The 26676-nt window shown below is 67.8% G+C and carries 22 protein-coding genes; 1 reads left to right on the top strand and 21 read right to left on the bottom strand.

What is annotated here, in order from left to right:
• Window positions 1–31: 31 nt before the first annotated feature.
• From NU688_RS07125 to NU688_RS07090, 8 genes are all read right to left on the bottom strand, one after another.
• A complete protein-coding gene (locus tag NU688_RS07125) occupies window positions 32–2449 on the bottom strand; it encodes a TonB-dependent siderophore receptor (RefSeq protein ID WP_257859831.1) in 2418 nt (805 codons plus the stop codon).
• 115 nt (window positions 2450–2564) lie between these two features.
• Entirely contained in the window at window positions 2565–3629 is a 1065-nt protein-coding gene (locus NU688_RS07120; protein WP_257859830.1) for a FecR domain-containing protein, read from the bottom strand.
• Between the two features lie 124 nt (window positions 3630–3753).
• The gene (locus NU688_RS07115) at window positions 3754–4266 is read right to left on the bottom strand and encodes a sigma-70 family RNA polymerase sigma factor (protein WP_257859829.1); all 513 of its coding nucleotides are present in this window, start codon (window positions 4264–4266) and stop codon (window positions 3754–3756) included.
• Between the two features lie 284 nt (window positions 4267–4550).
• A complete protein-coding gene (locus NU688_RS07110; protein WP_257859828.1) occupies window positions 4551–5372 on the bottom strand; it encodes an amidohydrolase in 822 nt (273 codons plus the stop codon).
• 39 nt (window positions 5373–5411) lie between these two features.
• Complete coding sequence (locus NU688_RS07105; protein WP_257859827.1) at window positions 5412–6404, bottom strand: NAD(P)-dependent oxidoreductase; 993 nt, start codon at window positions 6402–6404, stop codon at window positions 5412–5414.
• Window positions 6405–6429: 25 nt separating this feature from the next.
• Window positions 6430–7470 carry a LacI family DNA-binding transcriptional regulator gene (locus tag NU688_RS07100; RefSeq protein ID WP_257859826.1) on the bottom strand — a complete coding sequence of 347 codons (1041 nt, stop codon included), beginning with the start codon at window positions 7468–7470 and terminating at the stop codon, window positions 6430–6432.
• Between the two features lie 25 nt (window positions 7471–7495).
• The gene (locus NU688_RS07095; protein WP_374684635.1) at window positions 7496–9370 is read right to left on the bottom strand and encodes a TRAP transporter large permease subunit; all 1875 of its coding nucleotides are present in this window, start codon (window positions 9368–9370) and stop codon (window positions 7496–7498) included.
• A 42-nt stretch (window positions 9371–9412) separates the two neighbouring features.
• The gene (locus NU688_RS07090) at window positions 9413–10447 is read right to left on the bottom strand and encodes a TRAP transporter substrate-binding protein (RefSeq protein ID WP_257859825.1); all 1035 of its coding nucleotides are present in this window, start codon (window positions 10445–10447) and stop codon (window positions 9413–9415) included.
• Between the two features lie 184 nt (window positions 10448–10631).
• On the opposite strand from NU688_RS07090, the gene NU688_RS07085 reads away from it, so the two are divergent.
• Window positions 10632–11144, top strand: coding sequence for an HD domain-containing protein (locus tag NU688_RS07085; RefSeq protein ID WP_257859824.1), 513 nt, complete (start codon window positions 10632–10634; stop codon window positions 11142–11144).
• 40 nt (window positions 11145–11184) lie between these two features.
• Here the strand turns inward: NU688_RS07085 and NU688_RS07080 are convergent, their stop codons facing one another.
• The 13 genes from NU688_RS07080 to NU688_RS07020 form a co-directional block, all read right to left on the bottom strand.
• Window positions 11185–12618, bottom strand: a complete 1434-nt coding sequence (locus tag NU688_RS07080; RefSeq protein WP_257859823.1) for a PAN domain-containing protein — start codon at window positions 12616–12618, stop codon at window positions 11185–11187.
• A gap of 204 nt (window positions 12619–12822) precedes the next feature.
• Window positions 12823–13800 carry a TraB/GumN family protein gene (locus tag NU688_RS07075; RefSeq protein ID WP_257859822.1) on the bottom strand — a complete coding sequence of 326 codons (978 nt, stop codon included), beginning with the start codon at window positions 13798–13800 and terminating at the stop codon, window positions 12823–12825.
• Window positions 13801–13846: 46 nt separating this feature from the next.
• Window positions 13847–15319 (bottom strand): NAD(P)/FAD-dependent oxidoreductase, encoded by a 1473-nt coding sequence (locus NU688_RS07070; protein ID WP_257859821.1) that lies wholly within the window; start codon window positions 15317–15319, stop codon window positions 13847–13849.
• An 11-nt stretch (window positions 15320–15330) separates the two neighbouring features.
• The gene (locus tag NU688_RS07065) at window positions 15331–16935 is read right to left on the bottom strand and encodes an MFS transporter (RefSeq protein ID WP_257859820.1); all 1605 of its coding nucleotides are present in this window, start codon (window positions 16933–16935) and stop codon (window positions 15331–15333) included.
• 155 nt (window positions 16936–17090) lie between these two features.
• Window positions 17091–17732 (bottom strand): membrane integrity-associated transporter subunit PqiC, encoded by a 642-nt coding sequence (locus tag NU688_RS07060; protein WP_257859819.1) that lies wholly within the window; start codon window positions 17730–17732, stop codon window positions 17091–17093.
• Window positions 17729–19396 (bottom strand): intermembrane transport protein PqiB, encoded by a 1668-nt coding sequence (locus NU688_RS07055; protein ID WP_257859818.1) that lies wholly within the window; start codon window positions 19394–19396, stop codon window positions 17729–17731. Before NU688_RS07055 ends, NU688_RS07060 begins: the two co-directional genes overlap by 4 nt.
• The gene (locus NU688_RS07050; protein ID WP_257859817.1) at window positions 19393–20121 is read right to left on the bottom strand and encodes a paraquat-inducible protein A; all 729 of its coding nucleotides are present in this window, start codon (window positions 20119–20121) and stop codon (window positions 19393–19395) included. Before NU688_RS07050 ends, NU688_RS07055 begins: the two co-directional genes overlap by 4 nt.
• Entirely contained in the window at window positions 20118–20756 is a 639-nt protein-coding gene (locus NU688_RS07045) for a paraquat-inducible protein A (protein ID WP_257859816.1), read from the bottom strand. The genes NU688_RS07050 and NU688_RS07045 overlap by 4 nt, the downstream gene beginning before the upstream one ends.
• A gap of 20 nt (window positions 20757–20776) precedes the next feature.
• Window positions 20777–22132 (bottom strand): MFS transporter, encoded by a 1356-nt coding sequence (locus NU688_RS07040; protein ID WP_374684634.1) that lies wholly within the window; start codon window positions 22130–22132, stop codon window positions 20777–20779.
• A 92-nt stretch (window positions 22133–22224) separates the two neighbouring features.
• Window positions 22225–23439 carry a multidrug effflux MFS transporter gene (locus tag NU688_RS07035; protein ID WP_257859814.1) on the bottom strand — a complete coding sequence of 405 codons (1215 nt, stop codon included), beginning with the start codon at window positions 23437–23439 and terminating at the stop codon, window positions 22225–22227.
• Between the two features lie 71 nt (window positions 23440–23510).
• Complete coding sequence (locus NU688_RS07030) at window positions 23511–24842, bottom strand: LLM class flavin-dependent oxidoreductase (RefSeq protein ID WP_257859812.1); 1332 nt, start codon at window positions 24840–24842, stop codon at window positions 23511–23513.
• A complete protein-coding gene (locus tag NU688_RS07025; RefSeq protein ID WP_257859811.1) occupies window positions 24839–25696 on the bottom strand; it encodes a CmcJ/NvfI family oxidoreductase in 858 nt (285 codons plus the stop codon). The genes NU688_RS07030 and NU688_RS07025 overlap by 4 nt, the downstream gene beginning before the upstream one ends.
• Before the next feature lie 13 nt (window positions 25697–25709).
• Window positions 25710–26507 (bottom strand): SDR family NAD(P)-dependent oxidoreductase, encoded by a 798-nt coding sequence (locus tag NU688_RS07020; RefSeq protein WP_257859809.1) that lies wholly within the window; start codon window positions 26505–26507, stop codon window positions 25710–25712.
• Window positions 26508–26676 lie beyond the last annotated feature (169 nt).

The following is a 26676-nucleotide window of genomic DNA, read 5'->3' as shown; positions in this document are numbered from 1 at the left end:
GAGATGGCCGGCCGCCGCGCGGCATGCAGTCCTACCAGCGGTAGGTCGCCGTGGCCGTCGCCGTGCGCGGATAGCCGTAGTAGCAGTTGCTGTAGCCGCAGTTGGCGATGTAGGTCTTGTTGGTGAGGTTGCGCAGGTTCAGCGCCAGGCTCCAGCGGTCGATGTCGTAGCCGAGCATGGCGTCGAGCACCGTGGATGCGGGCACCTTGCTCGGCCACGCGGCCTCGCCGTCGCCGTAGTTCGAGCCGGTGTAGCGCGCGCCCAGCCCGACCTTCACGCCGCTGGCGAAGCGGTAGTCCGCCCACACCGACAGCCGGTGGCGCGGCACGGCCGTGGCCTGCTTGCCGATCTCGCTCGGGTTGCTGCTGACCGTGACGATGGCCCGCGGCGTGTAGCTGTAGGAGGCTGTGAGGTTCATGCGCGAGGCGATCTCGGCCGTGGCCTCGAACTCCAGGCCCCGCACCGAGATCTCGCCCGTCTGCTTGGGCATGAACTCGCTGTCGTAGCTGATGTAGTTCTTGCGCCGCAGGTCGAAGATGGCCGCGCTGTACATCGCCTTGCTGCCCGTGGGCTGGTAGCGCACGCCGGCCTCGAACTGCTTGCCGCTTTCCGGCTTGAACGGATCGCCCGACACCGGGTCGATGGTGGCAGTCGGCGCGAACGACTCCGAGTAGCTCAGGTACGGCGCCCAGCCGCTCGGATGCAGGTAGACCAGGCCGGCCCGGCTGGTGAACTTGTGATCGCGGATGCGCTGGGTCGAGCCGTCCAGACGGCTGAAGACGGTGCTGTCGGCGGTGTCGTAGCGCCCGCCCAAGGTCAGCGTCCAGCGGTCGCCCCACTTGATCTGGTCCTGCAGGTAGACGCCGGTCTGCGTCAGCCGGGTGATGCCGTCGAAATACGGCGCGGGCTGCTCGATCGGTCCGCCGTACACCGGCGCGTAGATGTTCAGCGGCGCGGCGCTGCCCCCGCTGAAGGTGATCTGATCGATGCGCGTGCGCTGGTAGTCCAGCCCCACCAGCACCTTGTGCTGCGTCTCGCCCAGGCGGAAGTCGGCCTGCACCTGGTTGTCCAGCGCCACGGCGCCGATGTTCTCGCGGCTGCCGAACACGCTGCGCGCCATCTGCTGGAAGTTGACCGGGTCGTTCGGCACATCGGGGTTCAGCGCGGTGAAGCCCCGGAGCTGCGTGCCCGTGTAGTCGAGCTTCTGGTGCGCGTAGCGCGCGTTCTGCCGCACCGTCCAGGTGTCGTTGATGCGGTGCTCGAACTGGTAGCCGACCATCTCCTGGTCCTGATTGAAACGGTCGAAACCGGGCTCGCCGGCGAACAGTTTCGAAGGAATGTAGGTGCCGATCGCGGTCGCATCGAGCGAGCCGACCTGCGGCCGCGCGCGCGTGTAGACGCCGCCGCGCGTGCGGGTGAACTGGGACAGCAGCGTGAGCGTGGTGTCGCTCGACGGCTTCCAGGTGAGCGACGGTGCGATGTAGGTGCGGTCGTCGGCCTCCTTAGCGGCCGGCAGTTGCGCATCGCGCAGCAGCCCGGTGATGCGATAGAGCACCTTGCCGTCGGCATCCAGCGCGCCCGAGAAATCGCCTGCGACCTGCTTGCGGTTGTGGTCGCCCACCTGCAGCTGCAGTTCGCGCACGGGCTCCGCCGTCGGGCGCTTGCTGACCACGTTCACCACGCCGCCGGGGCCGCTCATGCCGTAGAGCACCGACGATGGGCCGCGCAGCAGCTCGATGCGCTCGGCACCGTAGTTCTCGGTGCGCCATACGCCCCAGGTGCTGTTGTTGCGCAGCGGCAGGCCGTCGAGGTAGAAGCCCGGCGAATAGGCGTCGAAGCCGCGCAGCGAGATCCAGTCATAGCGCGAGTCGGCGCCGTAGGTGGTGGTCGACACGCCCGGCGTGTAGCCCAGCGCGTCCTTGAGGTTGGTGGCGCCGATGGCCTCGATGCGGTCGGCGGTGATCACCGAGATCGACTGCGGCGTCTCGATGATCGGCGTGTCGGTCTTGGTGCCGGTGGCGCTGCGCCTGGCCACGTAGCCCTGCACGCGGCCCGTGGCGCTTTCTTCGCCGTCGGCCACCACCGTAACCGCCGGGAGCGTCGAGCTACCCGATGCGGCGGGCGCGGTCTTGACCACGGCCGCATTGCCTTCCATGGTGGCGGCCAGCCCGCTGCCGGCGAGCAGGCGGTCGAGCGCCGCGCGCGGCGTCAGGCTGCCGGAGATCGCAGGCGCCGTCTTGCCGGCCACGAGGCTTTGCTGCACGACCAGCTGGATGCGGGTCTGCCGCGCCCAGTCGTTCAGGGCCTCGGCCAGCGGCTGGGCTGCAATGCTGATCTGCTGCGGTGCGCCTTGGCCCCCTTGGGTCTGCGCGCGCAGCGGCGCACTCGCCAGGGCGAGTGCAACGGCCAGCGCCAGCGGTGCCGGCGTCATCTTCATCAAGCGGTTCATCAACATCTTCCAGGTAGTGAATACAAATGGTTCCTATCTGGCTGACGCACGAACTGCCGGAAATACCGTATTCCCGGCGAAATATTTTTTACTAGAAGGTTTCCGGGGCCGCCGGTCAAGGCGCGGCGACGATCTCGACGACCGGCCCATCGCCCTTGAGCCGCACGGGCAAGGCGCTCGGCAGCATCCGCCGCAGCATGCGCGCGTCCCGCGGGTCGAAGGTGCCGCTCAGGCGCAGCGCGGCCACAGCCGGGTCGCGCACCACGAGGCCGGTGCTGCCATAACGCTCCAGTTCGGCCAGCGCGCGCGCCAGTGGTATGTCGAGAAAGCTCAGCCGATGCTCGCGCCAGGGCGCGATGCCGTCACCCGGAACGGCCGACACCGCGGCCAGCACGCCCTGCACATCGCTTTGCACCTGCTGGCCGGCGGTGAGAAAGACAGCGCCCTGCGGCACTGCATCCGACACAGGTTCGACCCAACCGCCGCCCGGTGCCACATCCCTTCGCGTGACCCGCACCCTGCCCTGCTCCACCGACACGCGCGCGCCCTCGGCACCCACGACGGCCGGCGTGTACCGCACCGCGAACCGGGTGCCGACCACACGAACCTGCAACGGCCCCGCCAGCACATCGAACGGACGCTGCGCGTCCGACTGCACCAAGAAGACGGCCTGCCCATCGATCAGCCGGACCTCCCGGCGCTGGCGAAAGTAGCGCACCTCCAGCCGCGTGGTGGTGTCCAGCCGCAGCACGGTGCCATCGGGCAGCGGCACCTCGAGTTGCTGCCCACGCTGGGTGGCGAAGGCCTGCACGAACACGGGCTGGGCCTGCAGATGGCTCCATCCCAGGTAGCTGCCACCGGCAACCACGCCCGCCGCGGCCAGCGCGAACGCGGGCTTCAGGAAGCCGCGCCGCGTGGGGGCCGAAGCAGTGGCAACCCGGTTCCCCGCGAAGCCCTCGCGCCAGGCTGCGACCGTCTCCGGCGCAATCGCGTCGAAGGCCTGCCAACGCGACTCCCACTGGCGGTAGGCATCGGCGTGCCTCGGGTCCGCGTCGATCCAGTTCTGGAAAATGCGCTCGTCGCGCGCATTCCAATCCGGGCGTCGGCGATGGACGAACCAGTCGATCACCTCCTGGCGCAGGCGCGATGCTTCTTCGGACGGTGGCAGCGATGGGGTCATGGCTCGGGGAGCTCTCCTGGAGAAGTAGACGCGCGAGCGGTGCAAAACCCTGTAGTGGGCATCGCGAGTGCACCGCGTCGCTCGCGCGCTCGCTCCTCTTGTGTTCGTGGTTTGCTGCTTTTCATCACGGCCCTCCGTTCACCTCGTCCAGACATGTCCAGCAGGCCTGCATCGCGATGCGCAACTGCATCTCGACCGTCCGCACGGAAATGCCCATGCGCTCGGCGACCTCGGCATACGACAGCCCATCGAACTTGTAGAGCACAAAGGCTTCGCGGCAGCGCGGCGGCAGCCTGTCGATGGTGGCGACCATGGCCGCCAGCCCCTGGCCGGAAGACAGGATGGTGTCCGGTTCGAAGGTCGAAGGGCCGATGCAATCGTCGAGCTCAACCGCGCCCTCGTCCGAAGAACCGGCCCCGTCGAAGTCCGCACGCACGCCGGTGCGGCGATGGTGGTCGGTGACGAGGTTGCGGGCCGTGCGGTAGAGCAGCGCACGCGGATCGCGCACCACGCTGCCGGTGCGCTGCGCCTCGTACACGCGTGCGTAGCTTTCCTGCGCCAGGTCGGCCGCGGTGGCGCGGTCGGACACCTTTCGGGAAAGAAAGCTCAGCAGCTCGCGGTAATAGCGTTCGAACACAGGCACACCACAGCCAGAAACGGCGGGTCGAAGTCCAGGGGCAGGTTGGCTTCGACATGGCGTGGCTTACCTGATGAGATTCAGAAAACGGGAAGCGCCGATTATCACGCCTCGCCGTGGAGGTCCAGGCAGGAACGCACGCCGGCGGCCTCGGCAGCGCTGTTCGCAGGACAGCACACCGGCCCAAAGGGTAGGCATTCGGCTTGCCGGACGGGGCGCGCGCCGGCTACCCCTCCTCCAGCGCCTACGTCTGGAATCGCGAGCTCACGAAAGGACTTCTTGACCTAGAACCCGTACAGCGCGCCCGGGTTGTCCACCAGGATGCGGCGCCGCGTGTCATCGCTCGTGGCCCACGAAAACAGCAGGTCGTACAGCGGCACGGCGCTGGGCCGCGGATCGCGCCCCGGGTGCGGCCAGTTGCTGGCCCACAGGCACCGCTCGGGAAACTTCTCGGCCAGCGTGCGCGCGAGCAGGCTCACGTCGTCGTACCCGGGCGGGCCCAGCTTCGAGGTTTCGTAAGGCGCGGAGAGCTTGATCCACACACGCCCCGAGTCGAGCACGCGCAAGAGCGACTGGAACGACGGATGCTCCGGCGCCACCGGCTCCAGGAACTTGCCGTTGTGGTCGAGCACCAGCCGGCACGGCAGGCGCTTGAGCACTTCTTCATGCTCGGGGATCGTGCGGCCGTCCAGCTGCAGGTTGACCATCCACTCGACGTTCGCGAGCCGAGCGGCCATGGGCTCGAGCGAGGCCCAGCTCAGCACGCCGCCGATCATCATGTAGCGCACGCCGCGCATGCCGCCCGCGTGCAGGCGCGCGATCTCGGCGTCGCTCACCTCAGGTGCGACCAATGCGATGCCGCGCGCCGAATTCCCGAACTGCGCCAGCGCATCGAGCGTGCAGCTGTTGTCGAAGCCATAGCCGGTCGGCTGCACGACGATCGCGCGGTCGATGCCCAGCGGCTCCTGCACCTCGGCGCGGTAGGCCGACACCGGCGAATGCGGTGGCACCCAGGCCACGTTCGGGATCAGCGGGAATCGGTCTTCATAGATGTGGACGTGGCAGTCGCAAGCGCCGGGGTAGCGCGTGTTGCGGGTGGGTTCCATGGGGCGTCTCTTCGAGTGGTTGTGTGATGAACGGAACGATCAGCCGAAGGCTTTCCGCCAGCGCCAGGCCTCGGCCGCGTTGACGGCGCCCTTCGGCACCCGCCCCTGGAACAGCTCGCCCACTTGGGCCACCGTCTCCATCGCCTGATGTTCGACAGCCGGCGGCGTGAGCCCGCCGATGTGCGGCGTGGCGATCACGCGCGGATGCGCGGCCACGCGCGGCGATGGCATCTGGTCGGGTGCCCGGCCCACGTCGAGCGCGCAGCCGGCGATGGTGCCGGCGTCCAGCGCGGCGAGGAGCGCGTCTTCGTCCACGAGGTTGCCGCGCGAGGCATTGATGAAGAAAGCTTGCGGCCGCATCCCGGCGAAGGCGGCGGCGTTCATCAGGTTCTCGGTGGCCTCGGTGGCCGGTGCGAGGCAGACCACGAAGTCGGACTGCGCCAGCAGCGCATCGAGCGCGACCTGTTCGAGCCCGGCGCGCTCGACCGACGCATGCGGGTCGTGCACAACGACGCGCATGCCCAGCGCCAGCGCCACATCGCAGAGGTAGCGGCTGATCTGCCCGTAGCCGATCACGCCCAGCGTGCTGCCGCGCAGTTCGCGCCCCATCGCCGGCACGACCGGCTGGCCCGCGTGGTACAGCGCCGTCGATGCGCTGATGTGCCGCCCCAGGTCGATCATCACGCCCACGATCCACTCCGACACCGACGCGATGAACCCCGCACTCGCCTGCGTCACCATCACGCCGTGCCGGTTGGCCGAGGCCACGTCGATGTTGCGGATGTCGATGGCGCAGCGCACGAAGGCCTTCAGGTCGGGCAGCGCCGCGAACAGCACCTCGTCGCCCACCGTCTGACGGTACGAAACGATCGCGTCGCAGCCCTGCGCCAATTCGGCGAGTTCGGCGGACGAGAGGTCGCTGTCCGTCGGGTTGAAGCGCACCTCTGCGATGGCCCTCAAGGCCTCGGTGGCCCGGTCACCGAAATAGTGGGCGAGCTTGCTTTGCGGATGGCTGACGAAAACCGTGGTCATGAAGAAAGAAATTCCGGAAAGAAAACTAGGCGCGCGGCGGCGCCACCGAATCGCGCGCCACCAGCGTGGGCGCAAAGACGAACTCCTGCGTGGGCAGCGACGCATCGGCCAGCCGGCTCATCACCCGCTCGACCATCACCTGCGCCATCTCGGGCACCGGCACGCGCACCGAGGTCATCGCGGGGTACATGAGCGTGGAGAGAAACACGTTGTCGATGCCGATGACCGACACGTCCTGTGGCACCGAGAGCCCGGCATCGCGAAACCCCGCCATGAGGCCGAAGGCCAGCAGGTCGTTCACGCCGATCACGCCCGTGGGGTGATCCGGCGATTTCGCGAGCAGGCTCGCCTGCATGCGGCCCAGCTCGCTCATCATCGAATCGCCGTACTCGTCGACCGGCAGGCCCTCGACGACCTGCGCGCTGCCTTCGAGGCCGGCGCTTTTCGCGGCGGCAAGAAAGCCGTTGATCTTCTCGTTCCGGCTCATCGTGCGGCCCGAGGGCGTGACGAAGGCCAGGCGCCGGTGCCCCTGCTCGATGAGGTGCGCGGTGGCGATGCGCGACGACTCGAAGCTGTCGACCGTCACATGGTCGATGACCGACGGCATGCCCGGCGTGGCACGGCGGTCGTAGCTCACCACCACCAACCCGCGCTCGGCCGCGGCCTCCACGTGCTGCTCGTCGACCAGCGACGAGATGATGATCACGCCGCGCACGCCGTGCGCCATCAGGTCCTCGAAGAAGTGCTGTTCCTTCTCGGCATCGCGGTACGTGTTGCCGATCATGATGCGAAAGCCGTAGCGCTCCTGCGCCAGCGTCTCGACCTCGCGTGCGATGAAGCCGTACATCGGGTTCGCCATCGACGGCACCAGGAGGCCCAGCAAGGGCGTGTGCCCTGTCTTGAGCTGCCGCGCCGAGGTGTTGGGCCGGTATTTGAGATCGCGGATCGCGGCCTCCACGCGGGCCAGCGTCTCGGCGGCCATGCGGTCGCTGCGTCCGTTCAGCACGTTCGACACGGTGCTGGTCGACACGCCGGCCCGGTGGGCCACATCGGTGATTCTGCTCACGGAATCCTTCCTGTCTTCATCGTCGTCACAAGCCCATTCGCGTCGGCAGCCACGTGGAGAACGCCGGCACGAGCACCAGGACCACGAGGGTAACGAACAACACGGCCAGGTATTTCATCATCGGGCGCGCCACATCTTTCACCTGGGTGCCGGTGATCGCGCAGGTGGCGAAAAGGCCCAGGCCCACGGGCGGCGCGAACAGGCCGAAGCCCATCGCAATGACCATCACCGTGCCGAAGTGCAGCGGATTCACGCCCAGCTGCGACGCGATGGGCGTCAGCAGCGGCCCGAAGATGATGAGCGCCGGCGCGCCTTCCAGGATGGCGCCGAACACGATCATGATCAGCACCGACAGCATCACGAACATCGTGCTGCCGTACGAATGTGCAAAGCCGATCATGAACTCCGACAGGTACTGCGGAATCTGCTGGATCGTGAGCGCGAACGACAGGCTCGACGCCGCCGCCACGATGAAGAGAATGCCCCCGGCCATCGACGCCGAGCGCACGAAGAGGCGCGCCACCGACTTCACCGTGAGCTCCCTGAAGGCGAGCCATCCCACCACCAGCGCGTAGATCACCGCGAACGACGACACCTCGGTCGATGTCGCGATGCCCGAGGTCACGCCCTTGCCGATCATCGCCACCATCAGGAGCGCCACGAAGGCGCCGCCCAGCAGCCGGAACGTCGGCGTGCGCACGTCGAAGGCTTCGTCGGGGTTGATCTTGGTGCCCACGTAGATCGTGACCGCGGCGAGCGACAGCGCGAGCACCACCGCGGGCACCAGCCCCGCCATGAAGAGCCCGGCAATCGAGATGTTCGCCACGAAGCCCATGATGATCATGTTGATGCAGGGCGGAATCGTCTCGGCCATCACCGCGGTGCAGGCCAGCAGGCCCGCCGTCTCGTTCGGGTCCTGCTTCGTCTTGCGCACGGCCGGCATGATGATGCCGCCCACCGCCGCGATGTCCGCCAGCTTGGAGCCCGAGACACCCGAGAAGAACGCCGTCGCCGTGATGGTGATGAGCCCGAGCCCGCCGCGCAGCCGACCGAACATGCGCAGCAGCAACTCGATGAGCCGCGACGACATGCCGTTGGCCTCCATCAGCAACCCGGCCAGCACGAAGAACGGAATCGCCAGCAGCACGTAGTGGTCGGTGCCCGCCATCACCTGCTGCGAGTACACAAGCATCGGCAGCGACGGGTCGGCCATGAAGAACACCAGCGACGAGAGCGCCAGCACGAAGGCGATCGGCATGCCCAGCGCCATGCCGCCGAGAAAGCCCGCGGTGAGCAGCGCCCACGGCGGGATCGCGTGGTTGGGCATCAAGGTGTTCCATGCGACGACCGCCGCCGTCAGCGCGATGCCCACGCCCAGCGTCGACCACACCATGCGCGATGGTCCGTTGATGGCATTGGCCAGCCCGAACAGCGTCATGAACAGGCTGCCGATGGTCACCGGGTACACGTAGATCCACTGCGGCAGGCCGATCGGCGTCGTCATGTTGTACGAATCGAGCAGCAGCTCGCACGACGAGGCAAAAAGGCTCGCCGACACGCCGACGATGATCCAGCTCCCGAACTGGATCAGCGCAGGCTGCCAGCGCGCCGGCAGCAAGCCGCGGAACAGGTCCACGCCCACGTGCTGGCTGCGCGCGAGCACGGTGGCCGCGCCGAAGAACACCTGGATGATCATGAGCGCCCGCGCCACCTCCTCCGCCCAGTCGAACGGGTCGTGCAGGAAATAGCGGAACACCACCGAGATGAAGACCACGATCACGTCGACGGCCAGCACCACGCCGGCCACGTACTCGGTCATGCGCATCAGCCAGGCGAGCCAGCGGCCGGAGGCGTGGGTGACGTCGAAGCCCAGTGCGGGTTCCAGTGACAGCGGCTGCATCGGCAAAGCCCCCGGTGAGATCGGAATGCTCGACATGGCCGCTCAGGCGCGCGCGGCGGTGATGGCGGCGAACAGCGGCCCGGTCTCGGGGTACTGCTTGGCGAAGCCGGACCAGAGGCGCGTTTCCATCTCCTTGCGCACGAAATCGCGCTCGTTCTTCGCCATCGGCGTGAACACGATGCCCAGCTTCTTCAGCTCCTCGATGGCCTGCAGGCCCTTCTGCGTACCGATCTCGCGCTGCTGCAGCGTCGAATCGGCGGCGGCCTTCAGGAACGCGGGGCGCAGCGTGGCGGGGATCTTGTCCATTGCGCGCTTGCCGGCCACGCACACCATCGGGCTGAACAGGTGCTCGGTCATCCAGCAGTACTTGACCACCTCGTTGAGCTTGCTCGCGAGCACCGTGGCCGCGTCGTGCTCGAAGCCGTCGACCACGCCGGTCTGCGCCGCCATGTAGAGCTCGCCGAAGGAGATGGGCGTGGGGATGGCACCCATGATCTTGAAGGTCTCGATGAAGGCCGGCGTGGGCAGCACGCGCAGCTTGACGTTCTTCACGTCGGCGAGCGACTTCACCGGTTGCTTGGTGTACACGTTGCGCGCGCCGTAGTGCGCGCCCCAGGTGATGACCTGGCAGCCGGTGCTCTTCACGAGCATGTCGTTGAGCTTGGCACCCACGCCGCTGTCGAGTGCGCGGGCCGCGTGCTCGTAGCTGTCGAACACGTAGCCCAGGTCGAGCATGCCCAGCTGCGGCGTCACCGTGGCCCAGATCGAGGAGCCGGTGAGCATCATGTCGATGGAGCCGACCTTCACCTGCTGCACCACGTCGCTTTCCTTGCCGAGCTGGTTGTTGGGAAAGTAGTCGATGCGGATCTGTTCGCCCAACGCTTTCTTCAGGTTGGCCTGCATCAGCTGCGACCACGCGAAGTGCGACGAATTGAGGTCGGCCACGTGGGACGACGACAGGCGCAGCACCACGGTCTTGCCCTGTGCGAAGGCGCTTTGCGGAAGGCCCGCGGTCGCCATCGCGAGCGACAGCGCCGAGGAAGACTGGACGAACTGGCGGCGTGAAATCGAGGTCATGGTGTTGTCTCCTGTGGGTCGAATGCCCATTCGGTTGCTCGGTTTGGCTTCTTGGTGGAACGATTTACTGTATCGATACACAAGAATGGCGGCAATGCGGTTCCGATAGGTGTTTTCCTTCGTAAACGAGGTAAAGCCGCGGGCCCCAAAGGCAGAATGGAAAAACCAACGCACGGATGCCCATATGACCTCATCGACACCCGAAGCCGCGCGCAACTACGCCATCGCCATGCATGGCGACCAGAGATACGGCCCGCATCCCTACGTTCACCACCTGGACGCAGTGGTCGCCCTCCTCCAGCCCTACGGAGAGACGGCGCAGGTCGTCGGCTATCTGCATGACGTGGTGGAGGACACCGACGCCACGGTGTCGGACGTGCAGACGCGCTTCGGCGATCTGGTGGCCCGGTGCGTGTCGCTACTGACCGATGCGCCCGGCGCCAACCGCAAGGAGCGCAAGGCCAAGACCTATGCGGCGATGGCGCAGGTGACGGGCGATGAAGAACTCGCGCTCGTGGTCAAGGCGGCGGACCGGCTGGCCAATGTGCGGGCTTGCGTGGCCGACGGGCATCGGCAGCTTTGGGACACCTACAGAGGCGAGCACCCGACGTTCAGGGCTGCTGCGTTTCGCAAGGGGCAATGCGATCCGCTGTGGTCCGAGCTCGACTCGCTTCTGTTGGAGTGGCCTGCCTCCTGAGGCCTGTTGGGGGCTATCGGGCGATCAATCGGTGCTCTGATCACTGCCCGCAGCTCGAATGCTTGTGCCCTTCAGTGGCATTGGGCAGGCCCATGAAGTCCAGGATGTGCGGCGTCGTGCCATCCACCTGCAGCATCGCGGTCGCGCTCAGGTTGCCCTGGCAATAGCTGGTCTTCAGCGGGTTCGCGTAGTTGTTGTTCAGGATGAGCAACGTGTCGCGCTCCGCCGCGGTCTGCCCGCCATGGCCGCTGCCGATGCCACCGTGGTCGGAGGTCACGACGATCAGCCACTCTTCGTTCGCGTAGTTCGGCCGGGCGGTCAGTGCCGCGAGCACTTGCGCGATCTGCTGGTCTTCGCCGGCGATCTTGCTCTGGTAGTTGGCGTTCAGCGGGTCGTAGCTCGGCGCGTGGATGTCGACGTTGTGCAGGTAATAGAAGATGGCCGTCGGCGGGTTCTTCCAACTCAGCCAGCCCTTGACCGCGTCGGTCGCCTGCTGCGAATTCTTGGCCGCGTTGGCAACGACGAAGTCGGCCTTCGCGGGGCGCAGGTTGTGAGTGATGTTGAACCAGTCGCCCACCACCGCCGTCGTCGCCGTGGGCCAGGCCTGCTTGATGAGGTCGAACACGTGCGTCTTCTTCATCACCAGCCCGGTGTCGTTCGACGTCACGCCGTGCTTGTCGGCCCAGAAGCCGGTGAACACCGACGACCAGCCCGGCCCGCTCACGGTCGCCTGCTTGGTGCCGCCCGCCAACACGTTGCTGTGGAAGGCGCCGCCCGCGATCAGCGCCGACATCGCGGGCGTCTGCACGCAGCCCTGGCACTGGATCGCGTCGCCGCGCAGGCCGTCGATGCCGATCAGCAGCACGTGCTTGTTGCCCGGCACCGGGTTGGGAACGCCCTCACCCGCGATCAGCGCGTAGTGGTCGTAGGGGTTGCCGGGGTAGTCGGTCTTCAGGCCGCCGACGTCGCTGGCGCGCTTGTCGCTCAGGTCGCAGCGCTGCGGGGTCTTGTGATAGTCGAAGGACTTGCACCATGCGGCGCGGCTCGCGTCGGTGCAGGCGGCGGCGCAGTCCGCGGGCGTCACGGCCTGCAGGGTCTCGGTGTTGTGGCCGCTGATCGCCGCATCGGGCGTGCGTGTGAACGCCTTCAGCGGATCGGGCTTGAGGCTGTAGTGGTCGTAGGGATTGCCGGGGTAATCGGTCTTCAGTCCGCCCACGTCGCCGGCCTGCTTGTCGCTCAGGTCGCAGCTCTGGTTGGCTTTGTGGAAGTCGAACGAAACGCACCAGGTGGCGCGCGGTGCGGACAGGCAGGCCGTCGCGCACATCTCGGGCGTGGACTGCGTCAGGTTCTCGACGTTGTAGCCCGAGATCGCGGCGTTCGGCGAGAGCGTGAACGCGTCGAGCGATGCTGCGGCGGCATGGCCGGCGAGCGCTGTGAACAGGCACGCCAGGCCGGCGCGGATGGATGGCTTCATGTGATGTCTCCTCATCGCGTGATCGTTGGATGAATCCCGTGTTGCCCCGCGTCCTTCGCGTGGCTCCTGCAACTCCGGGCGGAGTAAATCACTGGCGCCTGCCATCGATCCAATTCAAAAATCTTCGGTGTCGTATAGAGCCGGGCTATACGTCATCTTGTCATCGACGCGTGCTTGGGTTGCGTGTGCCTGCACGGCGAGGCCTCACGGGTGCTCGGCAAAAGGAATCCTGGTGACCTGGAAGCCGCGCTCGGCGAGCAATGCGGGCAGGCCCTTGCTTCCGACCATGTGCATGGCACCCACGGCAGCAAAGACGCGTTTGCCTTCGGCGTGAAGGCGCTCGATGTTCCTGGCCATTCCCGCGTTTCGGCCCGCGGTCATGCGCTCGTACCTGGACCGGTCTTCGGGGGTATTCAGGCAATCGCACCAATCGGCGTAGTGCTCCAGTTTGTCCAGGTCGCCGCGGGCCCAGGCGGTCGTCGTAGTCACCACCAGCGTGCGCCCTTTGTCCGCCTCGATCTTGCCCAGCATCTCGTCGATTCTTTCGGCCAGCGTCTTGCTGCGGTCGCTGCCCATTGCATTCAGTTGATCGGCGGCAGCTTCAAGGCCGACCAGCGGCATCCCGGTTTGGCGCGCATGGCCGGCGAGATACCCGTCCACGCCGAACTCCAGATACAGCCCGTCGGCCTGCCTCTGCACAAGGCCCAACAACAACATCTGACGGAACAAACTCATCTGATCCGTCTGGGCCTTGATGCCCGCGGGAAGGCACGATGTCGCGACCAGGCGAGCAAGCCGTTCGCGCTGCGCCTTGCTGAACAGGTCTGCGCCCGCCTTGTTGGTCGAGTAGCCGGCCAGGGCCTTCTGCGCGGACGGGTCGGTCTCCATGTTGATCTCGAGTGCAATCACATCGCTTTGCTGCAATGCCTCTCGCACCTTGGGGCCCGGACGCATCCACTCGGGCCTGGCGATGTGCGCGGTGCCGTAGAGCCACGAGGTCTGGTCGTCCTTTTCGATGCGCCAGAGGAAACCGTGGTCCTCGGTCTGCGGCGGCGCCGACGCCCATCCGCCCTTGGGAACCAGTGATGCGGCGGATGGCGGGCAATCGGCCTTCGCGCTGCTGATTTGTTCGTCTTGTTTGCAGCCACTGACGACCACGAGTCCCAGGCCGCACACGAGCATGGCGAGACGATTGCCAGAAGACAGAGAAGCTCTTGTTGTCATGGATTTACCCCCTGGTTGCCGGATTCGAAAACTCCATCACCCCATCGTCCACCGCGCCGAAGCGCAGCATGACGAGGTCCCGCGCGTAGTTCTGGTACAGCCGCCACGGTGCCCGCGCACCCTGCTTCGGAAACTTGCCGGCCGCGCGCTGCACGTACCCCGACGAGAAATCGATCCAGGGTTCCGCGGCCAGGTGCGGGTCGGTGTTGCGCGGGGTGCATTGGCGCCAGCCGTGCTTTTGCATGTGGTTCAGCACGCGGCAGACGTACGCGCAGGTCAGGTCGCACTTGAGCGTCCACGAGGCATTCGTGTAGCCGAACGACGAGGCCAGGTTGGGCACGTCGCTGTACATCATTCCCTTGTAGTTGAAGGTTGCGGCGGGGTCCACGCGCCGGCCGTCGACGTCGAGTTCGACGCCGCCGAGCACCTGCAGGTCGAGGCCGGTGGCGGTCACGATGAGGTCGGCATCCAGCTCCGCGCCCGACTTCAGGCGGATGCCGCCCGGCGTGAAGGTGTCGATGTGGTCCGTGACCATCGAGGCGCGCCCCGCGTTGAGCGCGGCGAACAGGTCACCGTCGGGCACGAGGCACAGGCGCTGGTCCCACGGGTTGTAGCGCGGCGTGAAGTGCGTGGCGATGTCGTAGTCCGGGCCCAGGGCCTGCCGCACACCGCCCAGGATCATCCGCTTCGCGCGCTCGGGCTTGCGCCGCGAGAGGCGGAAGAACAGCATGCCGAGCGTCACGTTCTTCCAGCGCGTGAGGCCGTAGGCCCAGGTGGCGGGTAGATGGCGCCGCAGCCGGTTGGCGAGGCGGTCTTCGGCCGGCCGTGCGACCACGTAGGTGGGCGAGCGCTGCAGCAGCGTGACGTGCGCGGCGGTCTTCGCCATCTCGGGCACCAGCGTCATCGCGGTGGCGCCGCTGCCGATCACGATCACGCGCTGGCCCGTGTAGTCCAGGTCTTCGGGCCAGTGCTGCGGGTGGACGATGCGGCCCTTGAAATCCCCTGTGCCCGCGGACTCGGGCGTGTAGCCGGCGGCGTAGTTGTAGTAACCGCTGCACATGAAGAGGAAGTTGCAGCTGAACCGCACGGCCTCGCGCTCGGGTCCGCGCTCCACGTCCACGGTCCAGCGGGCTTCGGGCGTCGACCACGCGGCGCGCACCACGCGATGGTTGAAGCGGATCTTGCGGTCGATGCCGTGGTCGCTCGCCGTCTCGCGCACGTAGTTCAGGATCGATGGACCATCGGCAATCGCCTTGGCCTGCGTCCACGGGCGGAACGCATAGCCGAGCGTGTACATGTCGGAATCGGAGCGGATGCCCGGGTAGCGGAACAGGTCCCAGGTGCCGCCGCTGCGCTCGCGCCCTTCGAGGATCGCGTAGCTGCGGCCCGGGCAGTTGGCCTGCAGGTGCCAGGCAGCGCCGATGCCCGAGAGGCCGGCGCCGACGATCAGCACGTCGAAGTGTTTTTCTTCTTCCACGGTCGCACTCCCTATTGTTTTTCAGCGGCCGGCTGCGCGGCGGGTCCTCCTCCGATCATCAGCCAGGCGCTCAATGCACTCAGTACGGCCAGCCCAGCGCTCAGCAGCATCACCCAGCGGAAACCCGCCACGAACGATTCGGCCACGGCGCGCTTCACCGACGCCGCGGTGGCCGCATCCACGCCCGGCGGCATCACCGCGCCGGCCAGCTTGCTGCGCTCGCCTTCGAGAAATTTCGACACCTCGGCTGATGCGCCCATCTCGCGCAAGCCATCGGCCAGCGCGGCATCGAAGGCCCAGGCCATGACCGCGCCGAACACGGCGATCGCCAGCACCGCCGCCGCGCGCGACACCGCGTTGTTGACGCCCGAAGCCACGCCCGCGAGATCGGGGCCGACCGCGTTCATGACGGTGGTGGTGAGCGGCGCGACCGTCACCGTCATGCCAAAGCCCAGCACCACGACCGCGGGCAGAAAGCCGGTCCAGTAGCTCGCACCAACGCCCGGCACCGCGAACAGCACGAAGCCCACCGCCGCGATGGCCGGCCCGATGACCAGCGGCAGGCGCGGCCCGAAGCGATCGACCAGTTGCCCGGCCCAGCCCGAGAGCGCGAACATGATGAAGATGAACGGCAGCAGCGCCGCACCCGCCGCGGTGGCCGAGTAGCCCTGCACCTGGATCATGTTGAGCGGGAAGAAATACAGCCCGCCGCCCAGTGCCGCGTAGAGCAGCAGGGTCAGCAGGTTCGCGCCGCTGAAGTTGCCGATGCGCAGCAGGCCCAGCGGCAGCATCGGCGTGCGCGCCTTGCGCTCCACCGCGATGAAGCCCGCGCTCCCCACGATGCCGATGCCCAGTGCCGCGAGCACATACGGCGAATTCCAGCCCTGCGTGGGCGCCTCGATGAAGGCATAGACCACGCCGCCGAGCCCGGCGGTGGCGAGCAGCGCGCCCCAGACATCGAGCCCGCCGCCGGCCGATGCACCGTGGCTCTCGGGCACGTGGCGCCAGGTGATCCACAGCACCAGCAGCGCCATCGGCACGTTGATGTAGAAGGCCCAGGTCCAGGAGACGTGATCGACCAGGAAGCCGCCCAGCACCGGCCCCACGGCGGCCGTGATGCCGCTGAAACCCGACCAGGTGCCGATGGCCTTGCCCCGCTCTTTGGCAGGAAACGCCGCGCTGATCAGCGCCAGGCTGCCGGGCACCAGCAGCGCCCCGCCGATGCCCTGCACGGCGCGCGCGGCGATGAGTTGGTGCACGTTGGCGGCGAGCCCGCAGGCCACCGAGGAGAGCGCGAAGATGCCCACGCCGATGGCGAAGATGCGGCGCCGGCCATAGTGGTCGCCGAGCGCGCCGCCCACCAGCAGCAGCGCCGCCAGCAGCAAGGCGTAGGACTCGACCACCCACTGCGCCTGGAAGGCCGTGGCGTGCAGGTCGGCCTGGATGGCCGGCAGCGCGACGTTGACCACCGTGCCGTCGATGAAGGCCATGCTGGAGCCGACGATGGCCGCGGCGAGCACCCAGGGTTTCGAGGGCTCGGGGCAGGCGTTCTCCACCGCCCCAGCGCCATGCAGGATCAGCGTGTCGTCGCAGGGCGCCTTGCCGATCTGTGCCATGGGATCTCCGAGCTATCGGATTCCGGTCTTGCTCCTTCCCCCGCTGGGGGAAGGTTGGGATGGGGGCATCTTCCAACTGGACGCCCTGCTTGCACGAGCGCCGCCGTGCCCCCACCCCTGCCCTCCCCCAGCGGGGGAGGGAGAAAGAGAAAAGATCAGAGCGCGCATGCCGTGGAGGACGGGTTCGCACGCGCCGCGCTCACGCTGCGCGCCATCGCTGCAGCGGCCGCGGCCGTCACGCGTTGCGCGCCCTGCGCCACCGCGTCCATCCCGCCTCCGACCGCTTCGCCGACATTCAACTGGCACACCACCGTGCGCGCTTCGTCGGAGCGGCGCAGCGTCCAGCTGAAGCCCGCATCGACGCGCCCGCCATCCACCGCATCGAACTGCTGCAACTGCACCGCGACGCGCCAGACCGGCTGCGAGGTCTGGCGTCCACCCTTGGTCACGTCGAGCGCACCGAGCCGCGCAGAGATGTTGCTGGACAGCGCATCGCGCAGCTCGCTTTCGAACGACGAGGCCCAGCGGTGCTGCTCGAGCACCTCGACCTGCACGCTGCCGCCCGGCTGGCGCACCACCATCTGCGGGCGTGCGAAGCGCTCGGGCACCGCCACCGGTGCGAGCTCGATGTAGAGCGGCGCGGGGCTGCCCAATGTCGAAGGCGCCGCATCGGCGGCGGCGACCGGGCTGGCGAGCGTGTAGTAGTTGTCGGGCTTGCTCGCGCAGCCGGCGAGCGCGATCAAGGCAGCGCCAACGATCAGCGCGGGTTTTCCGAATGCGGCGTTCTTGTTCATCATTTCTTGTCGTCCGGTTTGCCGCGCAGCAGCGACTCGGGATGGCGCTCCAGGTAGTCGGTCAGCACGCGCACCGAGCCCGCGGCGCGGGTCAGCTCCTGCAGCGTCTGGCGCATGTCCTGCTGCAGCGGCGAATCGTCGGCCAAAGTGCGCTCGGCCGTGTTCACGGTCTTGCGCACGTCCTTCATGGCCGCGGCCAGCTCGGGCGTCACGTCGTTGTTGATGCGGGTCACGGTCTGCTCGGCGCTGGTGAGCGTCTTGTTGAGCGTGGCCAGCGTGGTGCGCAGGTCGGCCGCAATCTGCTCGTAGGGCACCTTGTTGAGCTTGCTCGCGATTTCCTGCACCTGCGACTGGATCTCGTCGAGGCTGTTGGCGATCGTGGGCAGCTCGATCGGGTTCTTCGCCAGGTCGATCTTGGCGGGCGGCGCCTTCGGGAAGAAGTCGAGCGCCACGTACACCGAGCCGGTCAGCAGGTTGCCGTTGCGCAGCTGGGCGCGCAGGCCCTTCTCGGCCAGGAAGCGCAGGCGCTCCTGCTGCGTGGCGCGCGACTCGGTGCCCTGCGGCTGCCCGGTCTCGCGGCGGCGCAGGCGGTCGGGGTAGATCTGCACCAGCACCGGCATGCGGAACTCGCGCTCGGCACGGTCGAATTCCACGCCGATCGACTTGACCTCGCCGATCACCACGCCGCGGAAATCGACCGCCGCGCCGGGCACGAGGCCGCGCAGCGACTGGTTGAAGTACATCAGGAGCGTCTGCGAGGGCCCGTCGGGCTCCTTCATCGCGGCGGTCTCGTCCTGCGCCAGCATGAAGGCGGTGTTCTCCTTGGCCAGCGGGCCCATTGCATCGTCGGGCGCCTGGAAGGCGATGCCGCCGAGCAGGATGGTCGCGAGCGACTGGGTGCGCAGCGTGAAGCCGCTCGCGCTCAGTTGCGCGTCGATGCCGCTCGCCTGCCAGAAGCGGGTGTTGACGCCCACGAACTTGTCGTAGGGCGCATTGACGAACACGCGCAGCGTGACGCCGCGGCCGTCGCCGTCGAGTTCGAAGGCGGCCACCTGGCCGACCTTGATGCGGCGGAAGTACACGGGCGAGCCCACGTCGAGCGAGCCGATGTCGGTGGCGCGCAGCAAAAACTGCTGGCCCGAGTCGTCGCGCGTGACGATGGGCGGCGCCTCCAGGCCCTTGAATTCGCCCGCGGTTTCCTTCGACACGCCGGCATCGGCGCCGATGTAGGCGCCCGACAGCAAGGTGCCCAGGCCCGAGATGCCCGAGGTATCGAGGCGCGGCCGCACGACCCAGAAGCGCGAATCGTCGGAGGTGAAGCTCTCGGCATCCTTGTTGAGTTGCACCAGCACGCGCACGTGCGAGCGGTCGCGCGCCAGGCGCAGGCTCTGCACGAGGCCGATCTGCACGTCCTTGTATTTGACGGCGGTCTTGCCGGCCTCCAGGCCTTCGGCGGTCTTGAAGGTGAGCACGATCTCGGGGCCGCGCTCCAGCAGGATGCGCGCCACCAGCGTCACGCCGACCAGCGCGGCCACGATGGGGATCAGCCAGATCAGCGAGGGCAGCCATTCGCGGCGGCGCTTGACCTGGGGTTTGGGTAATGGGGGCGCGGACGGGGGCGCGGACGGTGCCGGCCTGTCCTGAGGTTGCGGGTCTTCTTCACTCATGCTGTTTGTTCTTCCCTGTTCTCGAAACTCTCTTGCACCGCCTGCGCTTCCTTGCTGTCCCAGGTGAGCTTCGGATCGAAGCTCAGCGAGGCCAGCATGGTCAGCACCACCACCGAGCCGAAGGCCGCGATGCCCACGCCCGCGGTGATGACCGCGAAGCCCTGGATCTGCACCAGCCCGGTCAGGAGCGACACCACGAACACATCGAGCATCGACCAGCGGCCGATGATCTCGATGATGTGATAGAGCTTGGCCCGCTCGTGCTGCCGCCAGGTGCTTGCACGCTGGGCCATCACCGCAAGCAAGAAAAGCACCGCCAGCTTGAAGAGGGGCACCAGGAAGCTCGCGATGAAGACGATGGCCGCCAGCCCGTAGGCACCCGACACCCAGAAATAGATCACCCCGCTCAGGATGGTGTCGTACTGCGCGCCGAACAGCGTGCGCGTGATCATCACCGGCAGCAGGTTCGCCGGGATGTACATGATGCAGGCCGCGATCAAAAAGGCCCAGGTGCGCGTGAGGCTCTGGGGTTTGCGCGTGTGCAGGTGCGTGCCGCAGCGGCCGCAGGCGTCGCCCTCCTCCGCGCCGCGCCACACGGCCGCGCAGTGCGGGCAGGCCATGAGGCCCAGCGAGGCGGCGGTGGCGACAGGTGCGTCGTGATCGTGCACGGCCTCCTCATGCACCGGCTCCGGTTCGCGCGATCTGCGGAAGGGGAAGAGCTTCATGCGGAAGCCTCTTTCTTCTCTTCGTCACCGGCGGCGCGGAAAGTCATCTCCCAGAACGCGCCCGGGTTGAACGACAGCACCGCCGTCAGCATGACCGTCAGCGCCATGAAGGCCCAGAGCGCCGGCCCCGGCACCACGGTCGCCATGCTGGAGAGCTTGACGATCGCCACCAGCACCCCGAGCAGGAACACCTCGATCATTCCCCAGGGGCGCAGCGACTGCATCATGCGCACCAGGATCGCAAAGCCCAGCGGCCGGTGCTCGCGGCGCAGCGGAATCAGCAGGTAGACCAGGATGCACAGCTGCAGCAGCGGAAACAGGATGGTCGTGGCCAGCACCAGCAGCGCCACCACCGACATGCCCTCGCCCCCCAGCACCACCACCGCCCCGGCCAGCGTGGTCTGGCTGCGCAGGCCGCGCAGCTCGATCTCGACGATGGGAAACAGGTTGGCGATGGCGAACATGATCAGGCTCGCCACCGTCAGCGGCAGGATGCGCTGCTGCTGCGAGCCGGGGTGCCTGTCGAGCTCGGTGCCGCAGCGCGGGCAGCGGGCCACGTCGCGCGGCTGCAGGGGCGTGCGGGCGTAGACCGCGTCGCAACCCGGGCAGACCACGGTGTCAGGTACTTCCTTCATGGGGCCGTACCCTACCCTATTCAGTGCTGCGGACTTGTCGTCTTCAACCGCAGACTGCTGAAAACTGCCGCCACCGCCGCACAGCAGGCCGCCAGCACCAGCGCCACCACCGGACCATGCCCGCCGTGCGGGCTCCAGACGCTGAAGACCCCCGCCAGCACCACGGCGCCGAGGGTCTGGCCCGTGAGCCGGGCGGTGCCCAGCATGCCGCTGGCTGCACCGCTTCGGTGCGCGGGCGGGGAGCTGACGATGGTGTGGTTGTTGGGCGACTGGAACAACCCGAAACCCAGCCCGCACAGCGCCATGCGCCAGGCAATGTCGGCATTGCCTGGATGCGCCGGCAGTGCCGCCAGCAGCGCGAGGCCCGCGGCCAGCAGGCCGAGGCCGATGCCGCCGAGCAGCCCGTCCGGATACTTGCCGATCAGCTTCCCCGCAATCGGCGCCATCACCACGATGGCCAGCGGCCACGCGGTGATGAGCAGGCCCGCCTCGATGTGGCTGCGGCCGTACACGTCCAGCAGCAGGAACGGCAGCGCGATGTAGGCCAGCATCTGCGCGCAGAACGCGGCCACCGAGGTGCCCATCGACAGCGCGAACACCGGGATGCGCAGCAGGTCGATGGGGAAGAGCGGCACCGCCTGCGTGCGCTGGCGCCGCAGGTAGACGAAGCCCACCGCCAGCCCTGCCAGCAGGATGGCCCAGGCGGACCAGTGGGACCCGCCCCCTTCCACCCCGCCTTCGCGCACGCCCAACCGGTCCACGCCCAGAAACACCAGCGAGAACATCAGCACGTTGAGCGTCACATCGACGGGCGAGAACCGCAGCCCCGCCGCCGGCGCCACGCGGTTGAACGGCAGCGCCCTCATGCCCAGCGCGAAGGTCACGATGCCCAGCGGCACGTTGATGGCGAAGAGCCACGGCCACGAGGCCACCGAGAGAATCGCCGCCGCCACCGAGGGCCCGGCCACCGACGACGTGGCGACCACCAGCGAATTGATGGCCATGCCCTTGCCCAGTTGCGACGAGGGGTACACGAGCCGCACCAGCGCCGCGTTGACGCTCATGATCCCGGCCGCGCCCAGCCCCTGGAAGGCGCGCGCCGCGATCAGCGTGCCGAGCGAATTGGCGAAGGTGGCGGCCAGCGACGACAGCGCGAACACCGCCATGCCCACGAGGTACACGCGCCGGTAGCCCACGAGGTCGCCGAGCGAGGCGAGCGGCAGCAGCATGACCAGCGTGGCGATCTGGTAGGCGTTGACCACCCAGATCGCCTGCGAAGGGCTGGCCTGCAGTTCGCGCGCGATGCCCGGCAATGCGAGGTTGACGATGGTGCCGTCGAGCACCGCCACGATCAACCCGAGGATGATGACCAGCATGGCCCAGCCGCGCTCCGGCGAGGCCAGGCCGTCGATGGGCTTCAGGGTGTTTGCTTCGGCGCTTGCCAGTGCGGCGCCTGGATGTATCGAGCTCACGCTTCCTGCGTCCTTCGTGTGGGTTCCGAGCGCACGCCGCCCAGCGTGAGCCATGTCAACACCAGCGCGATGAGCGCGCCCGCGGCCATGCCGGCCACCATCGGCAGCGGCCGGCCGTCGGTGAAGAAGCCCACCACCGCCATCGCCAGCGCGCCCGTCAGCATCTGCAGCGTGCCGAGCAGCGCCGAGGCGGTGCCGGCGATGGCGCCGTGCATTTCGAGCGCGAGCACGCCGGTGGTCGGGATCACCAGGCCCATGAAGCCCGAGGCGATGAAGTACAGGACGATGAGCACCCAGATGCTGTCGCCGCCCATCGCGAAGTACACGAACATCGCGACCATCGCCGCGCCGCAGCACACCACGCCGAATTTCACGAGGTTGACCAGCCCGTAGCGCTCGCCGAGCGAACCGGTGAACTGCGAGGCGCCGATGAAGGCCGCCGCGTTCACGCCAAACGCCACGCTGTAGAGCGCGGGCGAGAGGCCGTAGTGGTCGATCATCACGAACGACGAATTGGCCAGATAGGTGAAGAAGCCCGCCATCGCGAAGCTGCCGATGAACACCAGCCCGAGGTAGTGCGAGTCGCGCAGCAGCAGCCAGTAGGCCGACAGCGCGCTGCCCAGGCTGCTCTCGACGCGCTCCGACGCCGGCCGGGTTTCGTCGAGCAGCTTGACCATCATCGCGAGGCCCGCCACGGCAGCGATGGTCACCGCCCAGAACACGCCGCGCCAGCCCGCCACGGCGATGACCGCGCTGCCCGCGAGCGGCGCGAGGATCGGCGACACGCTGAACACCAGCATCAAGAGCGACATCAGCCGCGCCGCGTCAGTGCCGGTGTGCAGGTCGCGCACGATGGCACGCGGAATCGCCATGCCGGCCGCGGCGCCCAGGCCCTGGACGAAGCGCAGCGCGATCAGCGTCTGGATGTCGGTGGCCAATGCGCAGCCCACGCTGGCCAATGCGAAGAGCACCAGCCCGGCATACAGCGGCGGCTTGCGCCCGACCATGTCGGAGATCGGTCCGTAGAGCAACTGGCCCGCGCCGAGCGAGAGGAAGAACGCCGTGAGGCTCATCTGCACCGCGCCGATGTCGGCGCGCAGGCTCTGCCCGATGGCGGGCAGCGCGGGCAGGTACATGTCGATGGCGAAGGGCCCGATGGCCGAAAGCAGGCCCAGCAAGAGGGCCATCTTGAAGAAGGGGGAAGAACGCATTGGCCCGATTGTCGCCAGACGCGGGAACCGGTGCAGGCGTGGGGTCGGTGGCCTGCCAGCCCCGGATGGCGCTAATTCGGGGAAAAGAATCGGTTGGCAGGCCGAGGCAAACCAAGGTTCTCGCGCAAGGTACGACCTTCGTATTCGCGCCGGAAGATGCCGCGGCGCTGCAGCTCGGGCACCACCTTGTCGACGAAGTCGTCGAGCCCGCCCGGCAGCCACGGGAACATCACGTTGAAGCCGTCGGAGCCCTCGGTCTCGAGCCACTCCTGCATTTCGTCGGCGATGGTCTTTGGCGTGCCGACGAAGGCCAGCCCGCCGTAGCCGCCCAGGCGCTGTGCGAGTTGGCGCACCGTGAGGTTCTCGCTGCGGGCCAGCTCGATCACGCGGGCGCGGCTGCTCTGGCTCGCGTTGGTCTCTGGCACCTCGGGCAGCGGCGCATCGGGATCGAACTTCGAGGCGTCGTGGCCGAGCTGGATCGAGAGCGAGGCGATGGCGCTGTCGTAGTGCACCAGGCTGTCGAGCTTCGCGCGGATGGCGCGGGCTTCTTCCACCGTGTCGCCGACCACCACGAAGGCCGCGGGCAGGATCTTGAGGTGGTCCGGCTCGCGCCCGAGCTTGCGCATGCGGCCCTTGATGTCGGCATAGAAACTTTGTGCCGCAGCCAGCGTGCCCGGCGCAGCGAAGATCGCCTCGGCCGTTTCCGCCGCGAGCTGTCGCCCGGCTTCCGACGCGCCCGCCTGCACGATCAGCGGCCAGCCCTGCACCGGCCGCGCGATGTGCAGCGGCCCGCGCACCGAGAGGTACTTGCCCTTGTGGTTCAGCACATGCAGCTTCGCGGGGTCGAAGAAGCGGCCGCTTTCGGCATCGCGCTCGAAGGCGTCGTCGGCCCAGCTGTCCCACAGGCCGGTGACCACGTCGTAGAACTCGCGGGCGCGGGCATAGCGCTCGTCGTGTTCCATGTGGTCGTCGCGGCCGAAGTTCAGCGCCGCGTCGGGGTTGGAGGTGGTCACGATGTTCCAGCCCGCGCGGCCTTCGCTCAGGTGGTCGAGCGAGGCGAAGCGGCGCGCGATGTGGAAGGGTTCGTCGAAGGTGGTCGATGCCGTGGCCACCAGCCCGATGTGTTTCGTGTGCTGCGCCAGCGCCGACAGCAGCGTGAACGGCTCGAACGAAGTGACCGTGTGGCTGCGCTGCAGCGCCTCGATGGGCATGTTGAGCACGGCCAGGTGGTCGGCCATGAAGAACGCGTCGAAGCGGCCACGCTCCAGCGTCTGTGCCAGTTGCTTCAAATGCGCGAAGTTGAAGTTGGCATCGCGCCAGGCGCCCGGGTAGCGCCACGCGCCGGTGTGGATGCTGACCGGGCGCATGAAGGCGCCGAGCCGCAATTGCTTTGTGCCACTCATGCGGCGGGCCAGAACACCAGCGCCCGCAGTTCGATGCTGCGCCGCGCAGGCGCCTCGCGCGCGCCGGTCGGGTCTTCGAAGGCGGTGTGCGCGGTGAAGCGCGCGGTGCCGTCCTCGCGCGAGTCGTAGATCTTCAGGAGCAGCGCCTCGTCGGGCCGCAGCCGCGGGAACCAGTACCACTGGTGCTTCGGGTTCCAGGTGAAGGAGTAGGTCTCGCCCACCTTGTCGGGGTAGACCAGGTCGCTCGGCACCATGTCCTCGAAGGCGATGGAGCGCGCATCGCACAGCGCGAGCGGCAGGCGCTCCACCGTGGCCAGCGGGCGCCACAGGTTGATGATGGCGAAGCGGTGCTTCAGGCGCTCTTCCGCTTCCTCGGGCGGCAGGTGGGCGCGCACGCGGCGCGGCGCGGAAACGAAGGTCTGGTCGTTGTGCACCCGGCGCACCGGCTCGCGCAATTCGGCCGTGCGGCGCGAGCCCTGCGCACTGTCGCGCAGCGTGTGGTCGAAGACGACGATCTTCTCGGCACCCGTCACGTCGCGCAGCAGCGCTTCTGCCTCGCGGTAGTAGATGTCGCGGATGGTCGCATCGTGCGAGAAGTCGGCCACCACGCTGCGGTGCGAGATCTGCGTGAAGCCGCTGCGGTCGAGCGAGAGTTCGCGCAGCGCCACGAGCGGCCGGCCATCGCGGATCGCCACGCGGCGCGGCTCCAGCTCGCCGGTCACCCAGGGCACGCCCGGCGGCGGCTCGAAGGTGTAGCTCACCGGCCTGCCCTGCCCCGCCTTCAGGTAATTCACCTCGCCTTCGACGAAAGGGAGATTGGCGGCCACCAGGTGGTCATTCGATGCGGTGCCCATGCGGCATGACTCCTCAGAAGGGTTCCTTGAACGGGCGCAGGTCGAGCTCCTGCGTCCACGCGCTGCGGTGCTGCACGTGCAGCTGCCAGTAGTTCTCTGCAATGGCGTCCAGCTGCAGCAGGCCGTCGTCGCCCGCCTGCGCCGCGCGCTGGGGCGCGTTGCTGCGCAGGCGCTCGCCGTCGATGCCGCCGTCGATGACCACGTGCGCCACATGAATGCCCTGCGGGCCGAACTCGCGCGCCAGGCTCTGGCTCAGCGAGCGCAGGCTGGCCTTGGCGGCCGCAAACGCTGCGAACGGCGGCTTGCCGCGCAGCGCTGCGGTGGCGCCGGTGAACAGCAGGCTGCCGCGCGCCTTGGGCGCAGTGGCCTCGAAACCGTTGGCCAGCAGGCCCTGCAAGGCTTCGCGCGCAAAGATGAAACCACCCAGCGCGCTGGTGCGCCAGGCCTGCGTGAACTGGTCGACCGAGATCTCCAGCGTCGGCGCGCGCACCGCGCTCGAGGCATTGAAGATCGCCACCGAGAGCGGACCCAGGGCCTTGACGCGTTGCGCGATACCGTGGATCTCGGCCTCGCTCGCGACATCGCCGGCGAACACCTGGGCACGCCCGCCGGCAGCTTCGATTTCGGCGGCCACCGCGGCGAGTTGCACCTGGGTGCGACCGGTCAACGCAACGAGGAATCCCTCGGCCGCGAAGCGCCGTGCGAGCGCAGCGCCCAGACCGGCGCTGGCGCCGACACCGGCAATCCAGGCCACCGGCGACGCGCCCGGACCGGAGGAAGAAACAGGGTTTGGTGCGGTGGTTGGAGGCATAGGTGAGGCCGAAGGCTATACCTGCGCTCCGGGGTGCGGAACGATGCAAAAGCGATAACCTTATTCGTTGGCTGGTCGGCGGTTGCACGCGCTTGACGCGCCGCGGAATTTCACAGCGACACGATCGGCGGCTACGCTATCGGCTTCCCGGACCGCTTCCATAACGACT

This window comes from Variovorax sp. ZS18.2.2, from assembly GCF_024701975.1.
GTDB lineage: Bacteria > Pseudomonadota > Gammaproteobacteria > Burkholderiales > Burkholderiaceae_C > Variovorax.
The sequence above is the reverse complement of the archived record's forward strand: the minus strand, read 5'-3'. Positions and strand labels throughout refer to the sequence as shown.

Excerpts from the sequence above, each read along its gene's own strand:
- NU688_RS07050 (WP_257859817.1), bottom strand. The coding sequence starts at position 20,121 with ATGAAGCTCTTCCCCTTCCGCAGATCGCGCGAACCGGAGCCGGTGCAT.
- NU688_RS07120 (WP_257859830.1), bottom strand. The coding sequence starts at position 3,629 with ATGACCCCATCGCTGCCACCGTCCGAAGAAGCATCGCGCCTGCGCCAG.
- NU688_RS07090 (WP_257859825.1), bottom strand. The coding sequence starts at position 10,447 with ATGACCTCGATTTCACGCCGCCAGTTCGTCCAGTCTTCCTCGGCGCTG.
- NU688_RS07080 (WP_257859823.1), bottom strand. The coding sequence starts at position 12,618 with ATGAAGCCATCCATCCGCGCCGGCCTGGCGTGCCTGTTCACAGCGCTC.
- NU688_RS07055 (WP_257859818.1), bottom strand. The coding sequence starts at position 19,396 with ATGAGTGAAGAAGACCCGCAACCTCAGGACAGGCCGGCACCGTCCGCG.
- NU688_RS07030 (WP_257859812.1), bottom strand. The coding sequence starts at position 24,842 with ATGAGTGGCACAAAGCAATTGCGGCTCGGCGCCTTCATGCGCCCGGTC.
- NU688_RS07060 (WP_257859819.1), bottom strand. The coding sequence starts at position 17,732 with ATGATGAACAAGAACGCCGCATTCGGAAAACCCGCGCTGATCGTTGGC.
- NU688_RS07125 (WP_257859831.1), bottom strand. The coding sequence starts at position 2,449 with ATGAACCGCTTGATGAAGATGACGCCGGCACCGCTGGCGCTGGCCGTT.
- NU688_RS07085 (WP_257859824.1), top strand. The coding sequence starts at position 10,632 with ATGACCTCATCGACACCCGAAGCCGCGCGCAACTACGCCATCGCCATG.
- NU688_RS07095 (WP_374684635.1), bottom strand. The coding sequence starts at position 9,370 with ATGCAGCCGCTGTCACTGGAACCCGCACTGGGCTTCGACGTCACCCAC.
- NU688_RS07110 (WP_257859828.1), bottom strand. The coding sequence starts at position 5,372 with ATGGAACCCACCCGCAACACGCGCTACCCCGGCGCTTGCGACTGCCAC.
- NU688_RS07020 (WP_257859809.1), bottom strand. The coding sequence starts at position 26,507 with ATGCCTCCAACCACCGCACCAAACCCTGTTTCTTCCTCCGGTCCGGGC.
- NU688_RS07035 (WP_257859814.1), bottom strand. The coding sequence starts at position 23,439 with ATGCGTTCTTCCCCCTTCTTCAAGATGGCCCTCTTGCTGGGCCTGCTT.
- NU688_RS07065 (WP_257859820.1), bottom strand. The coding sequence starts at position 16,935 with ATGGCACAGATCGGCAAGGCGCCCTGCGACGACACGCTGATCCTGCAT.
- NU688_RS07040 (WP_374684634.1), bottom strand. The coding sequence starts at position 22,132 with ATGCTGGTCATCATCCTCGGGTTGATCGTGGCGGTGCTCGACGGCACC.
- NU688_RS07105 (WP_257859827.1), bottom strand. The coding sequence starts at position 6,404 with ATGACCACGGTTTTCGTCAGCCATCCGCAAAGCAAGCTCGCCCACTAT.
- NU688_RS07045 (WP_257859816.1), bottom strand. The coding sequence starts at position 20,756 with ATGAAGGAAGTACCTGACACCGTGGTCTGCCCGGGTTGCGACGCGGTC.
- NU688_RS07025 (WP_257859811.1), bottom strand. The coding sequence starts at position 25,696 with ATGGGCACCGCATCGAATGACCACCTGGTGGCCGCCAATCTCCCTTTC.
- NU688_RS07075 (WP_257859822.1), bottom strand. The coding sequence starts at position 13,800 with ATGCTCGTGTGCGGCCTGGGACTCGTGGTCGTCAGTGGCTGCAAACAA.